The sequence below is a fragment of the Streptomyces sp. NPDC052910 genome (assembly GCF_055585605.1).
In genome coordinates this window covers 113,075-136,414 of sequence record NZ_JBVJJR010000005.1, presented here as the reverse complement: position 1 = coordinate 136,414, position 23,340 = coordinate 113,075, and the positions used below count along the sequence as shown (strand labels likewise).

Below are 23,340 nucleotides of genomic sequence, written 5' to 3'. Positions count from 1 at the left end.
CCCCACACGGGCGGGAGCCCGTCTTGCGCCACCGCATAGGCTGTCCGTCACGAAGCCGTCCCGGCCATGGGCTCCGTCACCCGCCGCCGGGGCCGCGAACGTCGCCGAACACGCCAGTCAAGCAGGGGGCATCCGCCATGACGACAGGTCGGCTCGGGCAGCAGGCCGCGCCACCGAACACGGCCTACGCCGGGCAGGTCGTGCACTTCCCGGACCCCGTCCGGCACGGCCGTTACCCCCAGGGCGTACGGGTGGACGAGGACGGGTACCCCGACTTCTCCCCCTACGCCCGGGCCGCCGCCGAGATCGCGGACCCGCCGGAGGGCTTCGGCGTGGACGAGCTGCGCCTGACCGACTACGTCTCGGCCAACGCCGCGCTGCACGCGGAGGGCCACGAACTCTGGGCGAGCCTGCACCCGGTGGCCACCCCGCACGGCTGGACCTGGCACCACGTGGCCGGAACGCGCCGGCTGGAGCTGGTGCCGGCCGAGGTGAAGGCGCTGCTGCGGCACCACGGCGGCCTGGCGACGGCCGCCGTGGACCAGGAGAAGCGCGGCACCCGGCCGCTCCAGGAGACCCGCCCGGTGCACTTCGCGCTCCCGCAGCGGGAACTGGCGGTGACGGAGGAGCAGGTCCAGGGCGTCGAGGAGGACCTCGGCTACCGGCTGCCCGGCGCCTACCGGGCGTTCCTCAAGGCGGCCGGCGGCTGCGCCCCGGTGGGCGTCGCGCTCGACGCCGAGCTGGGGCTGCTGCTGGACCAGCCGTTCTTCACGGTCCGCGACGAGGCGGCGGTCAACGACCTCGTCTACGTCAACAAGTGCCTGCGCGACCACTTCACCAAGGACTACCTCGGGGTGGCCTTCGTGCAGGGCGGTGTGCTGGCGGTCAAGGTGAAGGGCGAGGCGACCGGTTCGGTCTGGTTCTGCCCCTACGACGACGCCCGGGACCAGGACGGCTGGACGGTGCGGGAGCGGGTGGAGCGACTGCTGCTGCCCTGCGGTGAGGACTTCGACGCCTTCCTCACCCGGCTCGCGGGCGGGCCGCCCGAGCTGGAGACGGTGGCGAACCTGATGGTCGACGGCGGCTTCGCGTACGCCGTCCCGGTGGAGGGATGAGCGCGGTGGTGACCTTCGCGCAGGCTCAGGAGCGCGCGGAGCGCTGGGTCAACGGAGACGTTCCGGCGTATCTGCACCGCGAGGTGAAGGTGCGGGAGTTCGACCTGGGCTTCGTCGCCTGGGCCGAGGACCGCGAGGGCGTGGCCTCCACGGACACCGCCCGGTCGCGGCTGGTCATCGCGCGCGACAGCGGTGAGACCACGCTGTGGCCCGGTCTGCCGGTGGGCGAGGTGATCCGGCGGTACGAGGAGGAGTACGGCACCACGGCCGAGCCGGCGCCGGTGGCGGACGACCCGCCGCAGCGGGTGGACCTGAACGCGACGTCGTTCCTGCTGAGCCCGCCGCAGTGGCTCCAGGACGCGGCGGACGCGATGGGCATCCCCGACCGCAAGCGCGACCGCGAGCGGGAGGGGGTGGCGTCGTCGTCCGGTACGGGCGGGACGCCCGCGTCCGCGTCCGGCGGGTCGGGTGAGACGTCGGGTGGCGGTACGACCGGTGGCGGTACGTCCGGTGGCGTGCCCCACGGGGGTGCGTCGGGTGGGGCGCCGGCGGGCGCCTCGGACGGGGCGGCGGGCAGCGGCACCGCCGGTGGCGCGGGAGAGGCCGGCCGGGCGCCGGGCGCTCCGGGGAACGGGACGTCCGGGTCCGCTGCCTCCGCTTCGCCTGCCGCCGCTTCGTCGTCGAGCGGTACGTCGGGTGCGGCTGGTGCTGCTGGTGCCGCTGGGGCCGCGCGTGCTTCCGGGGCGACCGGTGAGACCGGCGCATCCGCGCCGTCCGGCACCCCCGGCGCGCCTGGCACCCCGGGCGCGGGCGAGGAGCCGAGCCCGTCCTCGCCCTCGTCGCCCTCGTCGCCGTCTTCCGCCGCGGCCGGTCCGGCCGCCTCCTCCGCCTCCGCCTCTTCCGCTCCCGCCGCGTCACCGCCGCCGGCCCCCGAGCCCGTCTGGGCCGGTGCCGACGTGTCGGCCGGTGCCGACGGTGACGACACCGGGAACCTGCCCGCGACCGTCCTCGCGCCGGCGCTGTCCGGTTCCGACGACGACGACACGCCCGCGCCGGGCGTACGGCCGGATGCCAAGACCGAGCTGATGCCCGGGGGCAGTTCGCTGCCGCGAACGCGACTGGCCCCCGCGCTGGAGGACCCGGAGGCCCGGCGGTCCGCGCCGGGCGCTCCGGCCGTGCCGCCCGCCGCGCCCGGCGCGGCCGTCCCGCCGCCCGCGGCGCCGCCCACGGGGCCGGCCGCACCGCCGGCCGCGCCGCCGGTGACTCCCAACGCCCCGGAGGGCCCGGCCGGTTCGGGTCGGCAGACCCCCGCGGGCGGGTCGGCCGCCTACGCGGCGACGATGCTCGCGACGCCTGGTGTGCCCGGTGCACCCGCCGCGCCCGGGATGCCCGGCGCTCCCGGCGCCCCGGTCGGTGCCGGTGGCGGCCCGTCGGGCGGGCCCTCGGGCGGCCCGTCCGCCCCGGGCGTCCCGCCCGTACCCGGCGCGCCCATGGCCCCCGGTGCCGCCCCCGTACCGCCCGCGCCGCCCGGAACACCGCCCGGAACCCCGCCGGGCGGTGTGCACGCCGCCGCGACGATGCTCGCCGGGCCGAACGGGCCGGGAGTCCCGAACGCCCCCGCCGCACCGGGCGTCCCGGGTGTCCCGAACACCCCCGGCGCCCCGGGCGGTTCCACGCCGCCGGGCACTCCGGGGAGCCCCGGCGTGCACCCGCCGGCCGCCCCCGGCATCCCGGGCGCCGCGTCCGGCACCGGTGCGCCCGGCCCGCACGCCCCCGGCGCGCCCGGCGCCCCGGGCACCCCGCCGGGGGGCGTGCACGCCGCGGCCACCATGCTCGCGGGTCCCGGTACGCCGGGCGTCCCGCCGGCGCCCAACGCCCCGCAGCCGCCCGGCGGTTACGGTTACCCGCAGGCGCCGGCCGGCGTCCCGACCGTCGGCCCCGGCTACATGGCCGTCCTCCGCTACCGCGCCCAGGACGGCTCGGAGCAGCAGGTCATCCGCCGCAGCGCGCCGGGCACCCCGCATCCGGAGTGGCAGATCCTGCACGAACTGCGGGCGATGAACATCCCGCCGCAGCAGGTGCTGGAGCTCCACACCGAGCTGGAGTCCTGTGATCTGCCGGGCGGTTATTGTGCCCGGATGATCCGCGAGACCTGGCCGCAGGTGCGGGTCAGCCACACCGCGGCGTACGGCAGCGACCACGCCGGCCGCCAGCAGGGCGTACGTCACCTGCTGGAGCACCAGGGCGAGCTGCACCAGGTCGCCGGCGCCCCCGCCCGTCCGGCCCCGAACCGGGTGCCGCTGCCGCAGCCGCACCAGGTGCGCCCGGCCCCGCCGCTCGCGGCCGACGCGATCGCGCGCGAACTGCTGGACTCGTTCGGTCCGCAGGGCGTCTTCCGCTTCGACCAGCGGGCCGTCTCCCGGCAGGGCGTGCCGGAGGTGGTGGCCCAGACGCTGGTGTGGGCCGGTCTGCCGGCCGACTTCGGACCGTTCTTCTGGGCCCAGGCCCAGCCGGGACGCCCGGTGCCGACGCTCGCGGAACTGGCGGTCGAACGGGGGATCCAGCCGGCGTCGGACGCCGGCTCGTACCTGGTGATGGGCAGCGACTTCGGGCGGCAGTTGTGCGTCCAGTACGGGACGGCGCACATCGTCGCCGTGCCGCTGGAAGCGGCCCCCGACGGCCGTCCGGCGGTGCCGCAGTTCGTCAACACGAGCCTTCCTCAGTTCGTACGCTCTTTGGCGTTGCTCGGGCGCATGTGGCGCTGGCGCTACGGTCTGACGCCCGAGCAGGCGGGGCGCTGGACCGTGGATTTCCAGGACCAGATCGCCGCACTGGACCCGGCGGCCTTCTCCTCGCCGGAGAACTGGTGGGCGGTGCTGCTGGAGCAGATGTGGGACGGTCTCTTCTAGCGGCCGGCCGGGAGACGACGGCGGCAGGGCGCTCGGCCCCGCGCACGGGGAGCCGGGCGCTCTGCCCTGTCGGTCGGCGCATCCTTGACAGAACAACCAGGCGGAGTGTCGTGTTTTGGGCACTTCCCTCGTGCGGGAATGATGTGCGCCTGACCGCGTCGCAGACCGGGTTTCCGGATATAAGGGGCTACAAGCATGAGTGCATCGGTGTCACCTGACGGTTTCACTGTCGTACGAGGCCGCGGCTACCGGCCTGACCAGGTTGAGCGCGCCCTCGCCGAGTTCGCGCGGCAGCGCGACACCGCCTGGGAGCGCGCGGCGCGGCTGACCGTCCTCGCCCGCGAGATGGAGGACGAGGCCCAGCGCCTCCACCAGACGGTGGCGCAGTTGCCCCCGCAGACCTACGAGACGCTGGGGCCACGCGCCCAGGGCCTGATCGCCACCGCCGAGGCGGAGGCGCTCGGCCTGAAGGAGCGCACCGAGGCCGAGGCCGCGGAGCTGCACGACGCGGCCGGTGCCTACGCCCGCAAGGTCCGCGACGCCGCCCACGAGTACCAGGTCGAGGTCCGGGCCGAGGCCGAGGAGTGGGCCCGGCAGGCGCAACTGGCGGCCCAGACGGTCGCCGACGAGCTCCGTGCGACGGCCCGGCAGGACGCCAAGCAGTGGCGCGCCGACGCCGAGGCGGCCCTCCAGGAGATGCGCGAGCGCACCGCCGCCATGCTCGCCGACCAGGAGAAGGACCACGCCGAACGCTGGGACGCGGCGGGCCGCGAGGACGCCGAGCGTGAGGCCGCCATGGACGCGCGCGTCGCCGCGATGGAGGAGTACGCGCGGTCGACGCTCAACGAGGCCCAGCGCCGGTACGCGGACGCCGAGGAGGCGGCCCGGCACGGCCAGGAGGACGCGGAGGCCCAGGCCGCGTCGCTGATCGCCCAGGCCCGGGTGCGCGAGGAGCGGATCGCCCGCGAGACCGAGCGGGTGCTCCGCGAGCACGAGGAGCGGCGCGAGGAGTTGCGATCGCACATGGCCCATGTGCGGCACAGCCTCGCCGCCCTGACGGGCAAGCCGGTCGCGGAGGACCCGGCGCTGGAGGACTGAGACGCCGCACGTCCCGTCCGCCTGGTGGGGCGGACGGGACGTACGGGGTGGTGGCTGTGGGTCAGTCGGTGGTGCGGCCTGCCTTGGGGGTGGCGCTGGGGCTGGAGCTCGGGGTCGCCGTGCCCTTCTTCGGCGTTCCCTTCGTGCTCCGGCCGCCCTTGTCGCCCTTGTCGGGGGTGCCTTGGTCCTTGCCCTTGCCCTTGTCGCCGGGCTCGGTGGGGTCGGCCGGCTTGCTGCCGACGGTCAGAACCAAGTCCAATGACGTGCCCTTGCCGGCACTGAGGCGGAGCTTGAAGGTTCCTGTCCGGTTGCCGGCTGCCAGTTCCGGCAGCCGCACCTGTCCGTTCTTGTCGGTCAGGTCCTTGAGCGTCACCGTGCGGGGCTCCTTGGAGCCGTCACCCTTGAAGTAGGGCCCGGCCTCGATCTTCTCGCCGTTCTTGCCGAGGATGCTCGCCGTGATCTTCACTCCGGCCAGGGGTGCGCCATCGGAGTTCGCCTGGACGGTGATGTCCCGGAAGGTCCCACCGGGCTTGGCTTTCAGGGGGGTGTCGTCGACCTGTGAGATCTCGACGGCATGGGGGGCCGCCTTGACCACCGCGGTGAACGTGACCTTCGCGTCCTCGCGCCCGGCGATGGTCGCCTGAATCGTGTACTCGTCGGTCTTCCCGCCTGCGGTGAGCTCGGGAACGCTGACGTAGCCGTTGTCGTCGGTGAAGCCGGTGGCTGTCGTGGCTCCGCCCGCGAAGTGCGGTCCGCCCTCCTCCAGGACCTTGAACTCGACCTGGGTGCCCTTGACGCCCTTCCCCCCGGCGGTGAGCGCGCGCGCCTTGAGCTGGTTCCCGTAGGTCTGGCCGACGATCATCTCCAGCTTCGGCTTGCTCGCGAGCACCAAGCGGGCCGCCGTGGCCGGCGGCTTCGGCTTGTGGTCCCCCGGCTTGTCCTTGCCGGGCTTGTCCTTGTCGCCACCGCCCGGCTTGTTCCGGTCGGGCTTCGGCGTGGGCTTCGGCGTGCTCGGCGTCGTGTTCCCGGGCGTCGGCCGGGGCGGTGTGGTGCCGGTCGTGCCGGGAACCGGGGGGACGGTCGGGACCGACGGCACCGTCGGAATCGTCGGGATCGTCGGCAGGGTGGTGCCGCCCGACGGCGACCCGACGGGCAGATCGGACACGGCACCCCCGCCGCCGTTCTGGTACGTCCGCATCCACGCGAGCACCGTGTTGAGGTAGTCGCGGGAGGAGTTGTAGCGGAGGACGGCTTTCTCGACGTCCGCCTGCCTGGTCAGATCGACGCCGCCGGCGCACAGGTAACGAGCCGTGCCGGCCGCCGCGTCGAAGATGTTGTTGGGGTCCTTCTTGCCGATTCCGCGCCCGTCGGCGGCGTAGGCCTGCCAGGTGGACGGGATGAACTGCATCGGCCCGACGGCGTGGTCGAACTGCCCGTCGCCGTCGTACCGGCCGCCGTCCGTGTCGCGGACGAGGGCGAACTTCTCGCCCGTCAGCGGCGGACCGACGATGGGCTTCGCGCTGGATCCGTCGGGGCGGAGGCCGCCGCCCATGCCGCCGTGGTCGGACTCCACCTTGCCGATGCCCGCGATGAGTTCCCAGGGCACGTGGCAGTCCGGCCACTGTTCCTTGGCGAGCTTCTCGGCGTTCTTGTAGGCGGCCAGGGCGGTCGCGGGGATGCCGGTGGCCTTGTCCGGCCCGGTGTCGGAAGTGCCGCTGCCCGGCGCTCCCGGTGTACCCGGCGGGGGGACGAGGTCGGGCAGGGCGAGGTTGGGGGAGCCATGCGGCAGTCTCTGCGGGTTGCCGGGCCCGGGGGCGGGGTCGCCGGCGTCCGCCGCGTTGTGCGGCGGACTGGCGCCCACCGCCGCGGTGGTGAGGCTGGCGACGAGCAGAGCAGTGCACAGTCCCTGTCGGGAGACGCTGGCAGCGCGCGTACGAAGTATCTTCACTGAGGCTGCTTCCTTGGGAGACCGGCGGCCGGGCGCAGGGGAGGCTGTCGGACGCCCCCCTCGGCCATAGACCCGAACACTAATTCCCTCAAGCCCCAATTGTCTTGCCCCGGGACGGGCTTCACGGTTTCTTCGCGACGCGTTCCCCCGGAAGGGACGGCGGTTCGGCCGTTTCGCCCGTTCGCCCTTGGCGCACGGCGCCCGGAAGAGGGCATTCCGATTCTGCACGACCCTGAGAAGGCACCCGCGTGGAGGGGTGCGTCCCCTAGGGGTCGGCCCCTACGTCCCCACCGGTGGCGCTCGTCCCCCAGCAGGAGGAGGGACGGCCCCACCGCTCCCTACGCTCGTTCTGTGGCCCGTCGGGGCACCGGGGGTGGGGACAGCCCCACCCCCGGTACACCGCCGGGCCCCATCGCGGTGCTCGCCGCGGAACAGCAGGCTGGAGCAGGGCCGGAGAGGCCCGCCGGACGCACCCCGGACGGAACCCCCGGGCGAAGCAGAAACAGGAGACCTCACCGTGAAGACGGCTGTATCGATTCCCGTGACCGGGACCGGCGGAGGGCGGACGGCCGTGGCGGCGAGGGCACGTCAGGTCCTCAAGGCGTACGGCTCGGGGGAGACCCGCGTCACCGCGCTGGACCACGTGGACGTGGACATCGCCCGCGGGCGGTTCACGGCCATCATGGGCCCGTCCGGCTCCGGCAAGTCGACCCTGATGCACTGCCTCGCCGGACTCGACACGGTCACCTCGGGCGAGATCTGGATCGACGAGACGGAGATAACCCGGCTCAAGGACAAGAAGCTCACCCAGTTGCGCCGCGACCGGATCGGCTTCATCTTCCAGGCGTTCAACCTCCTGCCGACCCTCAACGCCCTCGAGAACATCACGCTCCCCATGGACATCGCCGGCCGCAAGCCCGACCGGGCGTGGCTGGACCGGGTGGTGGAGACCGTCGGCCTGGCGGGACGCCTCAAGCACCGGCCCAACCAGCTCTCCGGCGGTCAGCAGCAGCGCGTCGCCGTGGCCCGCGCGCTCGCCGCCCGGCCCGAGATCATCTTCGGTGACGAGCCGACCGGCAACCTCGACTCCCGCGCCGGTGCCGAGGTCCTGGGCTTCCTCCGCCGCTCGGTGGACGAACTCGGCCAGACCATCGTGATGGTCACCCACGACGCCGTCGCCGCCTCCTACGCCGATCGCGTGCTCTACCTGGCGGACGGGCGGATCGTCGACGAGATGCACCAGCCGACCGCCGACATGGTCCTCGAGCGCATGAAGCACTTCGACGCCCGCGGGCGGGTGTCGTGACCGTCCTCAAGACCTCCCTGCGCAACCTCCTGGCCCACAAGGGCCGGATGGCGCTGTCCGCCGTGGCCGTGCTGCTGTCAGTGGCGTTCGTCTGCGGCACGCTGGTGTTCACCGACACCATGAACGCGACGTTCGACAAGCTCTTCGCGGCCACCTCGTCCGACGTCTCGGTCACGCCCGAGAAGAAGGACGACGTCCAGCAGACCGGCACGCCGCAGACCGTACCCGCCTCCCTCCAGGGGAAGCTGGCCGCCGTGCCCGGCGTCGCCCGGGTCGAGCCCGAGGCGAGCAACCAGCAGATCACCGTCGCCGACGCCCGGAACAAGGACATCGGCCCCGACTCCGGCGCCCCCACGGTGGGCACCAACTGGAGCGAGCGGCAGAAGAAGTCCGTCGAGATCACCAGCGGCCACGAGCCGCGTGGGGCGGCCGAGGCCGTCCTCGACTCCGACACCGCCGACAAGCGCGGCGTGCGGATCGGCGACACGCTCCGCGTCATCGCGGCCCCGGGCGACTTCCGCGTCCGCGTCGTCGGCCTCGCCACCTACAAGACCACCAACCCGGGCGCCGCGATCGTCTACCTCGACACCCGCACCGCCCAGACCCGGCTGCTCGGCACCAGCGGCGCGTACAGCGGCTTCGGGCTGACCGCCGCCCCCGGCGTCAGCCACGAGCAGCTCAAGGAGCGCGTCACCGCGGCCGTCGGCCCGCACCTGACCGTGCACACCGCCGCCGAGACGAAGAAGGAGAACAAGAAGGACTTCGGATCCGTCCTCGACGTCATGAAGTACGCGCTGCTGGGCTTCGCCGGCATCGCCGTCCTCGTGGGCGTCTTCCTGATCGTCAACACCTTCTCCATGCTGGTCGCCCAGCGCACCCGCGAGATCGGCCTGATGCGGGCCATCGGCGCCGGCCGCCGCCAGGTCAACCGGTCCGTGCTCGTCGAGGCGCTGATGCTCGGCGTCATCGGCTCGGTGCTGGGCATCGGCGGCGGCATCGGCCTGGCCGTCGGCCTGATGCAGATCATGCGGTCCCTCGGCATGAACCTGGACACCGGCGAACTGACCGTCAAGGCCACCACGCCGCTCGTCGGCCTGGCCATCGGCGTGCTCGTCACCGTGCTCGCCGCCTACCTGCCCGCCCGCCGGGCCGGGAAGATCTCCCCGATGGCCGCCCTGCGCGACGCCGGCACCCCCGCCGACGGCCGCGCCGGACGGGTCCGGGCCGGTATCGGGCTGGCACTCACCGCCGCCGGCGCCGCCGCGCTGCTCGCCGCCGGGAACGCCGACGAGGCCGCCGCCGGTTCGGGGTACCTCGGCCTCGGCGTCCTGCTGTCCCTCGTCGGGTTCGTCGTCGTGGGACCGCTGCTCGCCGGCTTCCTCGTCCGCGCCCTCGGCGCCGTGGTGCTCCGCGTCTTCGGCCCCGTCGGACGGCTCGCGGAGCGCAACGCGCTGCGCAACCCCCGGCGCACCGGAGCCACAGGCTCCGCCCTGATGATCGGCCTCGCGCTGGTCGCCGCCCTGTCGGTGGTGGGCTCCTCGATGGTCGCCTCCGCCACCGACCAATTGGACAAGTCCGTCGGAGCGGACTTCATCATCCAGGACGGCGGCGACAAGGCGCTGAGCCCGGCCGTGGAGAAGGCCGTCCTGTCGGCCCACGACATCCGGCACTTCAGCCGCTACGCCAGCGTCATGGCCAAAATCACCACCCCCGACGGCAAGACCGCCACCCAGCGGCTCTCCGCCACCGACCCCACCTACGCCGACGACGTCCGGTCCGAGACCGTCCAGGGCCGGCTGAAGGACGTCTACACCAAGGACGCCATGTCCGTGCCCGAGGGCTTCGCCAAGGACCACGGCATCCGGCGTGGCGACCGGCTGACCGTCGCCATGATCGACGGCCGGACCGCCCGGCTCCGGGTCAACGCCCTCACCTCGGACGACACCGCCCTCGACAAGGGCGCGATGTACGTGGACATCGCCACCGTCCGGCAGTACATGCCGGCCGGCACGATGCCGCTGACCGGCATGATCCTCGCCAAGGCGGAGGACGGCAGGGCCACGGAGGCGGCCGCCTCCCTCAAGGCCGCCGTCGCCGACTACCCGCAGGTCAAGGTCCGTGACCAGGCCGACTACAAGGCCATGATCAAGGACCAGGTCGGCCAGCTCCTCAACATCATCTACGGGCTGCTGGCCCTGGCGATCATCGTCGCGATCCTCGGTGTCGTGAACACCCTCGCCCTCTCGGTCGTCGAGCGGACCCGCGAGATCGGCCTGATGCGCGCCATCGGCCTCTCCCGCCGCCAGTTGCGCCGCATGATCCGCCTGGAGTCGGTGGTCATCGCCCTCTTCGGCGCCCTGCTGGGCCTCGGCCTCGGCATGGGCTGGGGCACGACCGCCCAGAAGCTCCTGGCCCTGGAAGGCCTCGGCGTCCTCGACATCCCCTGGCCGACGATCACCGCCGTCTTCCTCGGCTCCGCGGTGGTCGGCCTCCTCGCGGCCCTGGTCCCGGCCTTCCGGGCCGGCCGGATGAACGTCCTCAACGCCATCGCCACCGACTGACCCCACTGGGGACCGCCCGGGGTCCGACCGCGCGACGGGGGTGCGCGGCCGGGCCCTTGCTGTCCCCGGACGCACCCCCGCACCCCCGCCCACCACCCAGCCCGTCCGGCGCTTGAGGACAACCGCGCGGAGCGCGGTTCCGGGGGTGCGGGGGGGCTCGCCCCCGCAAGAAACGGGAAGGGGCGGGACAGGGGCAAGCTCTCCCTGGGGGCACCGGCCCCGAAGCCGTCCGGGCTGTCCGGGCCATCCGGGCCATCCGGGCCGTCCGGGCTGTTCGGGCCGTCCGGGGCCGCCTCGGAAGCCCGTCCGGGGCACCCGGGGGGCGCCCACCGACCGCCGCCGCGCGGGCCACCCGCGCCGCCCACCCGCCCGGACCCCGACGGCCGCACCGACCCCACCGCCGCGTCGTACGCTGGAGACACACCCGGCTCGTCCCTCACGCGTCGGGCGATTCGTGTTGTCACCCTCCCGGGACGGAAGCCCCTCATGAGCCTGCACGGTCTGCTCGACGCCGTCGTCAACGATCCGGCGCTCGCCGAAGCGGTGAAGGCCGCGGGCGACGGCAACCGGCCGCACATCGACCTCGTCGGACCGCCCGCCGCCCGGCCCTTCACCATCGCCGCCCTGGCCCGCACGGGCCGTCCCGTCCTGGCCGTCACCGCCACCGGGCGGGAGGCCGAGGACCTGGCCGCGGCGCTGCGCTCGATCCTGCCGCCGGACGGCGTCGTGGAGTACCCGTCCTGGGAGACGCTGCCGCATGAGCGCCTCTCCCCGCGCTCGGACACCGTCGGCCGCCGGCTGGCCGTGCTCCGCCGGCTCGCCCACCCCAGCCCCGACGACCCGGCCGCCGGGCCGGTCAGCGTCGTCGTCGCGCCCGTCCGTTCCGTCCTCCAGCCGCAGGTCAAGGGGCTCGGCGACCTGGAGCCCGTCAGCCTGCGCAGCGGGCAGAGCGCCGACCTCGGCGAGATCACGGAGGCGCTGGCCGCCGCCGCGTACGCCCGGGTCGAACTGGTCGAGAAGCGCGGCGAGTTCGCCGTCCGCGGTGGCATCCTCGACGTCTTCCCGCCCACCGAGGAGCACCCGCTGCGGGTGGAGTTCTGGGGCGACGACGTGGAGGAGATCCGCTACTTCAAGGTGGCCGACCAGCGGTCCCTGGAGGTCGCCGAGCACGGACTGTGGGCGCCGCCCTGCCGCGAGCTGCTGCTCACCGACGCCGTACGGGAGCGGGCCGCCGCGCTCGCCGAGGACCACCCGGAGCTCGGCGAGCTGCTCGGGAAGATCGCCGAGGGCATCGCGGTCGAGGGCATGGAGTCCCTCGCCCCGGTACTGGTGGACGACATGGAGCTGCTGCTCGACGTCCTCCCGGCCGGCAGCATGGCCGTCGTCTGCGACCCGGAGCGGGTGCGGACCCGCGCCGCGGACCTCGTCGCCACCTCCCAGGAGTTCCTCCAGGCGTCGTGGGCCGCCACCGCGGGCGGCGGCAAGGCGCCCATCGATGTGGACGCCGCCTCGCTGTGGAGCATCGCCGACGTCCGCGACCGGGCCCGCGAACTGGGCATGATGTGGTGGTCCGTCAGCCCCTTCGCCGCCGACGAGGACCCGGACGGCGATACCCTCACCCTGGGCATGCACGCCCCCGAGACCTACCGCGGCGACACCGCCCGCGCCCTGGCCGACACCAAGGGCTGGCTGGCCGACGGCTGGCGGACGCTGTTCCTCACCGAGGGGCACGGGCCGGCCGCGCGCACGGTGGAGGTGCTGGGCGGCGAAGGCATCCCGGCCCGGCTCGACCCCGAACTCGACGACTTCTCCCCGGCCCTGGTGCACGTCTCCTGCGGCAGCCTCGACAGCGGCTTCGTCCACCCGGACCTGAAGATCGCCGTCCTCACCGAGACCGACCTGTCCGGCCAGAAGTCCGCGAGCAAGGACATGGGCCGGATGCCGGCCCGCCGCCGCAAGACCATCGACCCGCTGACCCTCCAGGCGGGCGACTACATCGTCCACGAGCAGCACGGCGTCGGCCGCTACATCGAGATGGTCCAGCGCACCGTCCAGGGCGCCACCCGCGAGTACCTGCTCGTCGAGTACGCCCCCGCCAAGCGCGGCCAGCCCGGCGACCGCCTCTACATCCCCACCGACCAACTGGAGCAGGTCACCAAGTACGTGGGCGGCGAGGCGCCGACGCTGCACCGGCTCGGCGGCGCCGACTGGACCAAGACCAAGGCGCGCGCCAAGAAGGCCGTCAAGGAGATCGCCGCCGACCTGATCAAGCTCTACTCGGCGCGAATGGCCGCCCCCGGCCACTCCTTCGGCCCGGACACCCCCTGGCAGCGGGAGCTGGAGGACGCCTTCCCCTACGCCGAGACCCCGGACCAGCTCACCACCATCGCCGAGGTCAAGGAGGACATGGAGAAGTCCGTCCCCATGGACCGCCTGGTCTGCGGCGACGTCGGCTACGGCAAGACGGAGATCGCCGTGCGCGCCGCCTTCAAGGCGGTACAGGACGGCAAGCAGGTGGCGGTGCTGGTGCCCACCACGCTGCTCGTGCAGCAGCACTTCGGCACCTTCTCCGAGCGGTACGCCCAGTTCCCCGTGGTGGTGAAGGCGCTCTCCCGGTTCCAGACGGACACCGAGGCGAAGGCGGTGCTGGAGGGGCTGCGCGAGGGGTCCGTGGACATCGTCATCGGCACCCACCGGCTGTTCTCCTCCGAGACCAAGTTCAAGGACCTGGGCCTGGTCATCGTCGACGAGGAGCAGCGCTTCGGCGTCGAGCACAAGGAGCAACTGAAGAAGCTGCGCGCCAACGTGGACGTCCTCACCATGTCCGCGACGCCGATCCCGCGGACGCTGGAGATGGCCGTCACCGGCATCCGAGAGATGTCCACGATCACCACTCCGCCCGAGGAGCGCCACCCGGTCCTCACCTTCGTCGGCCCCTACGACCCCAAGCAGATCGGCGCCGCCATCCGGCGCGAACTGCTCCGCGAGGGGCAGGTCTTCTACATCCACAACCGCGTCGAGTCCATCGACCGGGCCGCCGCCCGGCTGCGCGAGATCGTGCCGGAGGCCCGGATCGCCACCGCGCACGGACAGATGTCGGAGTCCGCGCTGGAGCAGGTCGTGGTCGACTTCTGGGAGAAGAAGTTCGACGTGCTGGTCTCCACGACGATCGTGGAATCCGGCATCGACATCTCCAACGCCAACACCCTCATCGTCGAGCGCGGCGACAACTTCGGCCTCTCCCAGCTCCACCAGCTCCGCGGCCGCGTCGGCCGCAGCCGCGAGCGGGGGTACGCCTACTTCCTGTATCCGCCGGAGAAGCCGCTCACCGAGACCGCCCACGAGCGGCTGGCCACCATCGCCCAGCACACCGAGATGGGCGCCGGCATGTACGTGGCGATGAAGGACCTGGAGATCCGCGGCGCCGGCAACCTGCTGGGCGGCGAGCAGTCCGGGCACATCGCCGGCGTCGGTTTCGACCTCTACATCCGCATGGTCGGCGAGGCGGTCGCGGACTACCGCGCCTCCCTGGAGGCCGGCGGCGCGGAGGAGCCGCCGCCACTCGAGGTCAAGATCGAACTGCCGGTGGACGCGCACGTCCCGCACGACTACGCGCCGGGCGAGCGGCTGCGCCTCCAGGCGTACCGGGCCATCGCCTCCGCCAACAGCGAGGAGGACATCAAGGCCGTCCGCGAGGAGCTCACCGACCGCTACGGCAAGCTCCCCGAGCCGGTGGAGAACCTGCTGCTCGTCGCGGGCCTGCGCATGCTCGCCCGGGCCTGCGGGGTCACGGACATCACCCTGCAGGGCTCCAACGTCCGCTTCGGCCCGGTCGAACTGCGCGAGTCGCAGGAGCTGCGGCTCAAGCGGCTCTACCCGCGCACCGTCATGAAGCCCGCCAACCGGCAGATCCTCGTACCCCGGCCCGCCACCCGCCCCATCGGCGGCAAGCCGCTGGTCGGTCGGGAACTGCTGGCCTGGACCGGCGAGTTCCTCACGACCATCCTCGGCTGACCGGCCGGGCCGCGTGGCCGGCGTTCCCGCCGCCCCCTGGTGAACCCGGGACCGGGCGCCGCCTTCACACCCGCCGCCCGGCCCGCACCGGGCGGCGGGTGCGCGGCGGCCGGTAGCAGGCGGGGGGCCAGGGGGGGGAGCGTCAGACGAGGGGGGCTGGGCGGGGAGGGTCAGGCGAGGGGGGCTAGGCGGGGAGCGTCAGACGAGGGGTGTCAGGCGACGCGCTTGAGCACCACGGTCGTGCCTTCGACGCCCACCAGGGCGTACCGGGCCCCCGGATGCATCCGCGCCGCGTCGGCGACGAGATCCTTGACCGGCCTGCCGCCGTCGGCGCGCTCGGCTATGTAGGCGGGCGTTATCCCTTGGGTGTCCCCCCACCAGAAGACGCGGCAACGGCTGGTCAGTCGGCTTATGGCGGCGACATCCGACGCTTCGACGGTGGCGTCGTCCGGTATGCGCGCCAGCAGCCGCTCGGTGGCCCTGACGCTCGCGGGTATCTCGTAGGTGGCGGGCTCGGTCAGGCTGTAGAGGGGGAGGGAGGCGCTGAAGGCCAGGGCCGCCCCGGCCACGGCGGCGGGGAGCTGACGGGCGTACCGGCGCAGCCAGGCCCGCGGGCTGCGGTGGGCGGTGGCGAGGGCATCGGTCAGCGCGATGAGGACGACGGGCATCAGGACGGCGTTGTAGTGCCAGTCCGTCCCCCAGTAGTGGTCGTCGTGGGAGACGAACCGCCAGGCGAGCGTCGGCAGGGCGACGACCGCGACCGGTGACCGGAGAGCCAGCAGGCCAGTGGTCGGCAGCAGTATCCACAGCAGGGTGCGGAGTGCCGTCAGTGGCGGGATGGTCGCGGAGGAACCGCCGTCGATCTTGTTCCAGTAGCCGTAGGTGCCGGTGTTGTTGAAGGACGGGATCGCCACGCCGAGGGCCAGGACACTGGCCGCGAGGCCGAAGACGACGAGGATGCCGCCGACCGTCGTCGCCGTGGTGTCGCGCCCGGCCCCGTCCGGGCCGTGGCGCCGGTCCCGGCGCTCCAGCAGGAGGATCGCCGCACCGATCGCGGCGACCGTGACGCCCAGGTCTTCCTTGACCAGGACCAGGGGCAGGGCCCACCACAGGGCCGTACGCCATCGCCGGCCGACCGCGGCTTCCAGGGAGAACGCCAGGAGCGGCATGGCGAAGGCGATCTCGTGGAAGTCGAAGTCGACTGCGCGCTGTATGCCCCAGGAGAAGCCGTAGGCGATGCCTATCGCCAGCCCGCGGGCCCGGCCCAGCTTTCCGGCGGCGAGCCGGACGACGGGGACGGCGGACAGCGCGAAGAGCGCGGCCTGGAGGAGGAGCAGGGTCACGGGGCCGGGGAAGAGCCGGTAGAAGGGGGCGGCCAGGGCGGTGATCGGGCTGAAGTGGTCGCCGAGGATGTTGGCGCCGGGACCCTTGAGGTCGGCGACGGGCGCCTGGAGGTGGGCGTAGGTCCGGATGGCCTGCTCGAATATCCCGAGGTCCCAGGAGATGGTCAGCATCCGGCGGTGCCGGGTCACCGAGAGGGCGGCGTAGAGGACGAACAGGGCTCCGGCCAGCCAGTAGGGGTCGAGCCGCGGTGCCCGCAGGGTGCTGGTCCACGCCCGGCTCCCGGCCGGGGCGGCGGCCGTATCAGGGCCCGGCGCCGAGACGGCGGCTGCGGCCGAGTCCATGGGGTTCTCTCCTCCTGCTGGTTTTCTCGGGGGCGACTTCGAAAAGATACGCGGAACCGCCGGAGGCCGTGGCGGGCCCGGTCGTCACCCGGTGCCGGCTCAACCGGTCTTCTTCCAGTCGGCGCAGCCGCTGGTCTTGAAGTAGGCGTCCTGCGGGGTGATCGTCACGATGCCGTTGCCGGTGACGTTCTCGTTGGCCGCTATCGAGTCCATGCCGTGCAGCGCGTCCTTGGCTCGCTCCCAGTAGCAGTTGCCGTCCGCCTTGTTGCCGGTGGACCGGTAAGTGCCGGGGGATATGTCGGCCCCCACCCGGTACATGCCGTCACCGGACACCGAGGTGGTCTGCGGGGCACCGCCCGCCTTGGCCGGGACGCGCTCCCAGCCCTTGCAACCCTGGGACTTGAAGATCTTGTCGTCCGCCTTGATGGTCACGTAGCTGGAGCCGGTGACATTGTCGTTGGCGATGATCGAGTCGGGGTCGCCTTTGGAGTCCTTGGCCCGCTCCCAGTAACAGTTGCCGGAGGACTTGTTGCCGACGCTCCGGTAGGTGCCGGCCTTGATGTCCGCCCCGACCTGGAACGTTCCGCTGCCGGGGATGTCGGCCTTCTTCCGCTCCTTGCCGGCGCCGGATCCCTTGCCCGCCGTGCTTCCGTCGCCGGCGGTCACGACCTTGCCGGAAGCACCGTCCCCGTCGTCGCCGCCTGAGACCGCGGCGCCCGCTCCCACGATGACGACCACGGCACCGGCCGCTGTGAGCAGCTTGTGCCGGGCGAACCAGTTCCGCTGCTTCTGCTGGGCGTGCTGATACATGGCGAACACCTTTCGGCGCGAGTTCTGTGAACCGATGGGTCAATCACAGCAGTTCTTGTGAACCGAGTCAACGGCGTTCACGGGGTCGAGTGACTTCACGCCTGTGAATGGGTCGGTGCGCGAGGCAGGGGTATGCTCGGCACCACAACAGACGTTGCGGCAAGCAGCGAGGAGGAGGGGAGTCAGGTGTCGGAGAGCGCGGTGGAAGTGACCGCGGCCGGGATCGCCCGGCTGGCCGGAGTGGGACGTGCGGCGGTCAGCAACTGGCGCCGCCGCCACCCGGACTTTCCTCAGCCCATAGGGGGTACGGAGACCAGCCCGACCTTCTACCTCACCGACGTCGAGCGGTGGCTGAGGGATCAGGGCAAGATCGAGGAGGTCCCGCTGCGGGAGCGGGTCTGGCAGCAGCTCGTCGGGCATCCGGCCGGTGCCGTCACCGCTCTCCGTTACGCGGGTTCCGTCCTGCTCCTGGTCCGGGACCGGCCCACGGACTGGCTGGAGCTGGTGGAGCTCTCCGACGTCGAGCTCGCCGAGGCTCTGCCCACCGCTCTGGAAGCGGCGCTGGCCGCCCGCCTCGGCGAGCACCACGCCGTCGCGGTCCCCGGCCCCGCCGAGCTCGCCGTCTCCTCCGGCCTGCTGCGCGGCGCCGCCGACCTCGCCACGGTGCGGGGCGCCGCCCCCGCCTACGAATTCCTGCTCGGCCGCCACCTGGACGCCAACCCCCGGCAGTACTCCCTCACTCCGCCGGGCGTCGCCGAGCTCATGGCCGCCGTGGGTCACGGTCCCAAGGGTGACCGGCGGGACCGCACGGTCCTCGACCCCGCCTGCGGTACCGGCGGACTGCTCAGCGCGGCCGGTTCGGCCGCCCCTGCCGAGCGGCTCTCCGTCCTCGGCCAGGAGGCCGACCCCGACCTCGCCGCGCTCACCGCCCTGCGCCTGGCCCTGCACTCCGACGCCCAGGTGCGGGTGCGCCCGGGCGACAGCCTGCGCGCGGACGCCTTCACGGACCTGGCCGTCGATGTCGTGCTCTGCCACCCGCCGTTCAACGAACGCAACTGGGGTCACGAGGAGCTGGCCTACGACCCGCGCTGGGAGTACGGGTTCCCCGCACGCACCGAGTCGGAGCTCGCCTGGGTGCAGCACGCCCTCGCCCGCCTGCGCGAAGGGGGCACCGCCGTCCTGCTGATGCCACCGGCCGTCGCCTCCCGCCGGTCCGGCCGCCGCATCCGCGCCGACCTGCTCCGCCGCGGCGCGCTGCGCGCCGTGATCTCCCTGCCGGCCGGCGCCGCCCCGCCGTACGGCATCCCGCTGCACCTGTGGGTGCTGCGCCGGCCCGGCGGGCAGCAGTCGCCCACCCCGCAGGTGCTGCTCGTCGACACCGCCGACCTCGCCCCGGCCGGCCGCGACAAGCTGCCCTGGCAGGCCGTCAGCGGTGCCGTGCTGGAAGCCTGGGAGACCTTCGACCGGTCCGGCACGGTGGAGGAGAAACCGGGACAGCACCGCTCCCTGCCGGTGATCGACCTGCTGGACGACGACGTGGACCTGGCCCCGGCCCGCCACCTCCCGCCGCCCGCGTCGGCCGATGGGGTCGCCGACCTCGCGGACGTCCGGGACCGGCTCACCGTGGCCCTGGGCCGGGCCGCCGAACTCGCCCCCGCCATACCGGAAGAGAGCTCGAGCGCCCGCTGGCCGACCACCACCGTGGGGGAGCTCGCACGGGCCGGTGCCCTCGTCCTCCGGGCCGGCGGCCCCGGGGCCGCCGCCGGACCCGACGCGCCCCCCGTGCTCACCGACTACGACGTCAAGGCGGGTACGGCCCCCTCCGGCACCCTGCCGGAGGGCCCGGCCGAGGAGCCGGTGCTGGTCGAGACGGACGACGTCGTGGTACCGGTGCTCGGCGACGTCACGGTGGCCCGCGTCGTCGACACGGCCACCGCAGGGGCGGCCCTCGGCCGGGGGCTCTTCCTGCTCCGGCCCGACCCGGCGGCGCTCGACCCCTGGTTCCTCGCCGGGTTCCTGCGCGGCACCGCCAACCAGCGCCAAGCGAGCAGCTACGCGTCCACGGCGACCCGGCTCGACGTGCGCCGGCTCCAGGTGCCGAGGCTGCCCCTCCCCGAACAGCGCCGCTACGGCGCCCGGTTCCGCGCCCTGGCCGCCTTCGAGGAAGCGATGCGGCTCACCGAGCGGCTGGGGGAACAGTTGGTCCAAGGGCTGTACGACGGCCTGACGGACGGGACCGTGCGGCCGGACTGACGGGGTGTCATGACCGGGCAGCCGGGATGCCGGGCGGTCGGGCGGCTGGACAGCCGGGCAGTCGGGCCGGCCGGACCAGGCGGACTGGCCGGACCAGTCGGACCGGCCGGACCAGTCGGGCCGAGCCGGCTTCCAGGCGGAATGTGTCGGGCCTTCAAGCGGAATGGGGCCGGGTGGCGTGGCCGAACCGGACAAGGCGGCAGTGGTGAACGAGCCGACGGAGCCCGGCCGGACGAGTCGGTGGGGCCCATCCGGGCCGGGCGGAGGCACCGGTTGGGCGAGTCGGCGCAGGATGCCCGAAGAGGTCCCGTGCTGAAGAGGTCCCGTGCTGAAGAGGTCCCGTGCTTACGAGGTCCGGTGCTGAAGAGGCCCCGTGTTTAAGAGGTCCGGTGCGGGACGGCCGGAAGGAGTAGCCGAAGGCGACGATAGGGGGAGTTCAAGGACACAGTGCGGGACGGTCGAACGGGCCGACGCGGGGTGGCCGGACGGGCCGTGAAGATGTGATCGTGGTCTGTGGGGCAACCCCTCCGCCGTCTGATCCGGGCGACCCTCGCGATCGTGCAGGGGGCGGTGGATAGGCTCTGTCACATCCCGTACCCCAGGAGCAGTGATGAATGGCCCCGGCCCGGCACAGCGGCAGCCCCACCGTCCCGGTGGCGCGATGGTCGTCACTATCCGCGTGGTCATCGTCGCCATCACCGTCTGCTCGCTGTTCCTGCTGAGCTGGATACCCACGCTGCGGGTGGCCATCGTCCGGCGGAGGGCACGGGACTGGGCCCTGTTCTGGGTGGTGTTGGTGGCCTCCGTGGCCTGGATCATCATGCTGGGGGACCGTTACGCCAAGACGGTCTGGAACACCGTGGGTATGAGCTGTGCGATCGTGACCGGGCTGCTCACCACCGCGCACTACCTGTGGTCCGACGTCCGTCACCACCGGGCTGCCGTGGCCCGGTGGGAAGAGGAACGGTCCGGTGTCGCACGAGGCGTCTTTCCGACGGGTGGCGTCCTCGGTCCCTACGCTCAGGCCCATCCCGGCGGGCAGTTGGCCGGCGGAGCCGGGGGCCATCTGCCGCCGCCGTACTACGGCGGACCCCACCGTGCCGCACCCGTCGTCGGCCAGTCAGCCGTCGGCCAGTCAGCCGTCGGCCAGTCGGTCGTCGGTCAGCCTGTCGTCGGCCGGCCCGGTTTGGGGCCGACCGGGCCCGCGCCGAGCGGTTATGGGGCGGGGCCCTATGGAGAGCTGATGACTGGTCATGCGGTGACCGGTAACTCCGCGACGCACCCTCCGGCCTTTCCTCAGGGGGGCGCCCTGCGCCCCGACACCTCGGCCACCGGCGCCGGTGCGGAGCGCCCGTACCGGCCGCGGCACGCGCGACCTGCCCCGGCCGAGGAGCCCGCGTCCCATTCCTCGCAGGGCGCTCCGTATTCGAGGGGGGATCAAGGCGGGCCACCCTTCGCCGGGCAGGTGCCGGCCTACGGATACCCGCACGCGCAGTCCCCTCAGACCGTCGCCCCATCTCCCGCGCGGTATCCCGGCGATCAAGGCCACCACCACATCCCGCACCAGCCGCCCACACACTCGCAGGTACCCCACCTGCCGCACACACCGCAGTCGCAGGCAGCGGACCCGCACGCACCGAACTCGCACACACCGCACGCACCACACGCACCGTACGGACCGCACGCGCAAGGGCCGCGCCGGCCGCCGCCCGCTCCGACGGACGGGGCACGGCGTCCGCAGCGGATCCACGAGGTCAGGGCGGAGCTGGACGAACTGAGCGACCTCCTCCGTAGGGGGCCGGGTCACCAAGGGGAGCGGGAGCAGTGAACGGGCGTGTCATCGCCGACCGGTACGAGCTGGCCACGGTCATCGGTCAGGGCGGCATGGGGCAGGTGTGGACCGGCTACGACCGGCGGCTGGACCGCCGCGTGGCCGTGAAACTGCTGCGCCCCGACCGGATGGCCGGCACCGACGGCGGGGACGAGCTCCGCCGCCGCTTCGTCCGTGAGTGCCGGGTGACCGCCCAGGTGGACCACCACGGCCTGGTCACCGTGCACGACGCGGGCAGCGACGGCGAGGACCTCTACCTCGTCATGCAGTACGTCGAAGGCACCGACCTCGCCGATCACCTCGCCGAGCACGAGCCGTACCCCTGGCAGTGGGCCGTCTCGGTGGCGGCGCAGCTCTGCTCGGTGCTCGCGGCGGTGCACGCCGTCCCGATCATCCACCGCGACCTCAAGCCGCGGAACGTGATGGTCCGGCCGGACGGTTCCGTGCTCGTGCTGGACCTCGGCGTCGCCTCGGTCATGGATGCCGACACCACCCGCCTCACCCGTACCGGCTCGCCGATCGGCAGCCCCGCCTATATGGCGCCCGAGCAGGCGATGGGCGGCGCCGTCGGCCCGTACACCGATCTCTACGCGCTCGGCGTGCTGTTGCACGAACTGCTCAGCGGAGAGGTGCCGTTCGCCGGATCGACGGCGCTCGGGGTGCTGCACCGGCATCTTTACGAATCGCCCGTCCCCGTCCGCCGGGTCCGGCCCGAGGCGCCCGCAGCGCTGGAGGAACTGGTGTTGCGGCTGCTCGCCAAGGATCCGCAGGACCGCCCCGCCGACGCCCAGGAGGTCTACCGGGCCCTGGCCCCGCTGCTTCCCACGCCCGGCCGGACGACGGACGGTCCCTACGACGGGCCCCCGGGCCACCCCGGTTCCGTCATGGGCCCGATGAACCCCACGCGCCCCTTCCTCCAGCCGCACGCCCCCTGGCCCGACCGTTCCACGACCGTCCCCGCCCCGGCGGGGGTGGCGGCCCTCGCGGGAACCCCCGGCTTCGGCGGAGTCCCCGCACCCGGGGCGGCGGCCGTACCCGGGGCGGCGGTCATGGCCGGAGGAGCGGCCGTGGCCGTGGGCGGAACCGCGGCCCCCGCCCACACCGGTGCCCCCGCCCACACCGGTGCCCCCGTCCACACCGGCGCTCCCGCCCACACCGCGGCCCCCGCCGCCCCCGGCGGTGCAGACGTCGCCGGTGCCGTCGAAGAGGTCAAGCGGCTGCTCGACCAGGGCGGCATCACCCAGGCCGTCGACATCCTGGGGGCGATCCTCCCGGCCGCCGCGGCCGAGCACGGCGAGCACTCCGGCGTCGTCCGGAGTCTGCGCAAGCAGTACGCGGCGACGCTCATGGACGACGGCCAGTACCGCCGCGCTCTCCCCGAACTGCACCGGCTGATGGACGACTACGCCGCGGAGACCGGCCCCCGGGCGGCCCGCCAGGTGCTGCGCTTCCGGTACGACGCCGCCCAGTGCCTGGAGCAACTGGGCGAGGCGGCCGGGGCGCTGGACGAGTACCGCGCGCTGCTGCCGCACTTCCAGCGCGATCCGGACGACCTGGCCACCGCGTTCGAGATACGCCGGCGCACGGGTCACCTCCTGCTGTCGCTCGGCGACCGGCACGCCGCGCACGAGACGCTGATGACCCTGCTCTTCGACGCCGAGCGAGTGCACGGGCCGCACCATCCGCTCCCCGCGGAGATCCGCCACACGCTCCGCTGGCTGGGAGAGGTCCGGGCGTGAGCCGTTGGCCCGGCGGTTCCTCCGAGCCCGCGGGCCGCACGGCGGGCCGCGAGCCAAGCCGCGAGCCAAGC

The 23,340-nt window shown here is 73.4% G+C and carries 12 protein-coding genes; 9 read left to right on the top strand and 3 right to left on the bottom strand.

What is annotated here, in order from left to right; all coding sequences use genetic code 11:
• The first annotated feature begins 137 nt into the window (after positions 1-137).
• The 3 genes from ACZ6X9_RS19745 (at position 138) to ACZ6X9_RS19735 (ending at position 5,122) form a co-directional block, all read left to right on the top strand.
• On the top strand, positions 138-1,115 hold the full coding sequence (locus tag ACZ6X9_RS19745; RefSeq protein ID WP_469779288.1) for an HNH endonuclease: 978 nt from the start codon (positions 138-140) through the stop codon (positions 1,113-1,115).
• The gene (locus tag ACZ6X9_RS19740; RefSeq protein WP_469779287.1) at positions 1,112-4,024 is read left to right on the top strand and encodes an SUKH-4 family immunity protein; all 2,913 of its coding nucleotides are present in this window, start codon (positions 1,112-1,114) and stop codon (positions 4,022-4,024) included. The genes ACZ6X9_RS19745 and ACZ6X9_RS19740 overlap by 4 nt, the downstream gene beginning before the upstream one ends.
• A gap of 195 nt (positions 4,025-4,219) precedes the next feature.
• On the top strand, positions 4,220-5,122 hold the full coding sequence (locus ACZ6X9_RS19735) for a cellulose-binding protein (protein WP_469779286.1): 903 nt from the start codon (positions 4,220-4,222) through the stop codon (positions 5,120-5,122).
• Positions 5,123-5,183: 61 nt separating this feature from the next.
• On the opposite strand, the gene ACZ6X9_RS19730 is transcribed toward ACZ6X9_RS19735, so the two are convergent.
• Positions 5,184-7,070, bottom strand: a complete 1,887-nt coding sequence (locus ACZ6X9_RS19730) for a lytic transglycosylase domain-containing protein (RefSeq protein WP_469779285.1) — start codon at positions 7,068-7,070, stop codon at positions 5,184-5,186.
• 517 nt (positions 7,071-7,587) lie between these two features.
• Here ACZ6X9_RS19730 and ACZ6X9_RS19725 point away from each other — a divergent pair.
• From ACZ6X9_RS19725 to mfd, 3 genes are all read left to right on the top strand, one after another.
• Positions 7,588-8,376 carry an ABC transporter ATP-binding protein gene (locus tag ACZ6X9_RS19725; RefSeq protein WP_469779284.1) on the top strand — a complete coding sequence of 263 codons (789 nt, stop codon included), beginning with the start codon at positions 7,588-7,590 and terminating at the stop codon, positions 8,374-8,376.
• On the top strand, positions 8,373-10,937 hold the full coding sequence (locus ACZ6X9_RS19720) for an ABC transporter permease (RefSeq protein WP_469779283.1): 2,565 nt from the start codon (positions 8,373-8,375) through the stop codon (positions 10,935-10,937). The genes ACZ6X9_RS19725 and ACZ6X9_RS19720 overlap by 4 nt, the downstream gene beginning before the upstream one ends.
• A gap of 486 nt (positions 10,938-11,423) precedes the next feature.
• Positions 11,424-14,951, top strand: a complete 3,528-nt coding sequence (gene mfd / locus ACZ6X9_RS19715; RefSeq protein WP_469779282.1) for a transcription-repair coupling factor — start codon at positions 11,424-11,426, stop codon at positions 14,949-14,951.
• 212 nt (positions 14,952-15,163) lie between these two features.
• Here mfd and ACZ6X9_RS19710 read toward each other — a convergent pair whose 3' ends face one another.
• Both ACZ6X9_RS19710 and ACZ6X9_RS19705 read right to left on the bottom strand, forming a co-directional pair.
• On the bottom strand, positions 15,164-16,636 hold the full coding sequence (locus ACZ6X9_RS19710; protein ID WP_469779281.1) for a DUF2079 domain-containing protein: 1,473 nt from the start codon (positions 16,634-16,636) through the stop codon (positions 15,164-15,166).
• Positions 16,637-16,735: 99 nt separating this feature from the next.
• Positions 16,736-17,446, bottom strand: a complete 711-nt coding sequence (locus ACZ6X9_RS19705; protein WP_469779280.1) for a hypothetical protein — start codon at positions 17,444-17,446, stop codon at positions 16,736-16,738.
• A 186-nt stretch (positions 17,447-17,632) separates the two neighbouring features.
• Here ACZ6X9_RS19705 and ACZ6X9_RS19700 point away from each other — a divergent pair, with 186 nt between their 5' ends.
• The 3 genes from ACZ6X9_RS19700 (at position 17,633) to ACZ6X9_RS19690 (ending at position 23,269) form a co-directional block, all read left to right on the top strand.
• A complete protein-coding gene (locus tag ACZ6X9_RS19700; protein ID WP_469779279.1) occupies positions 17,633-19,699 on the top strand; it encodes an N-6 DNA methylase in 2,067 nt (688 codons plus the stop codon).
• Between the two features lie 610 nt (positions 19,700-20,309).
• A complete protein-coding gene (locus ACZ6X9_RS19695; protein WP_469779278.1) occupies positions 20,310-21,527 on the top strand; it encodes a hypothetical protein in 1,218 nt (405 codons plus the stop codon).
• A complete protein-coding gene (locus ACZ6X9_RS19690) occupies positions 21,524-23,269 on the top strand; it encodes a protein kinase domain-containing protein (RefSeq protein ID WP_469779277.1) in 1,746 nt (581 codons plus the stop codon). Before ACZ6X9_RS19695 ends, ACZ6X9_RS19690 begins: the two co-directional genes overlap by 4 nt.
• The last annotated feature ends 71 nt before the right edge of the window (positions 23,270-23,340 follow it).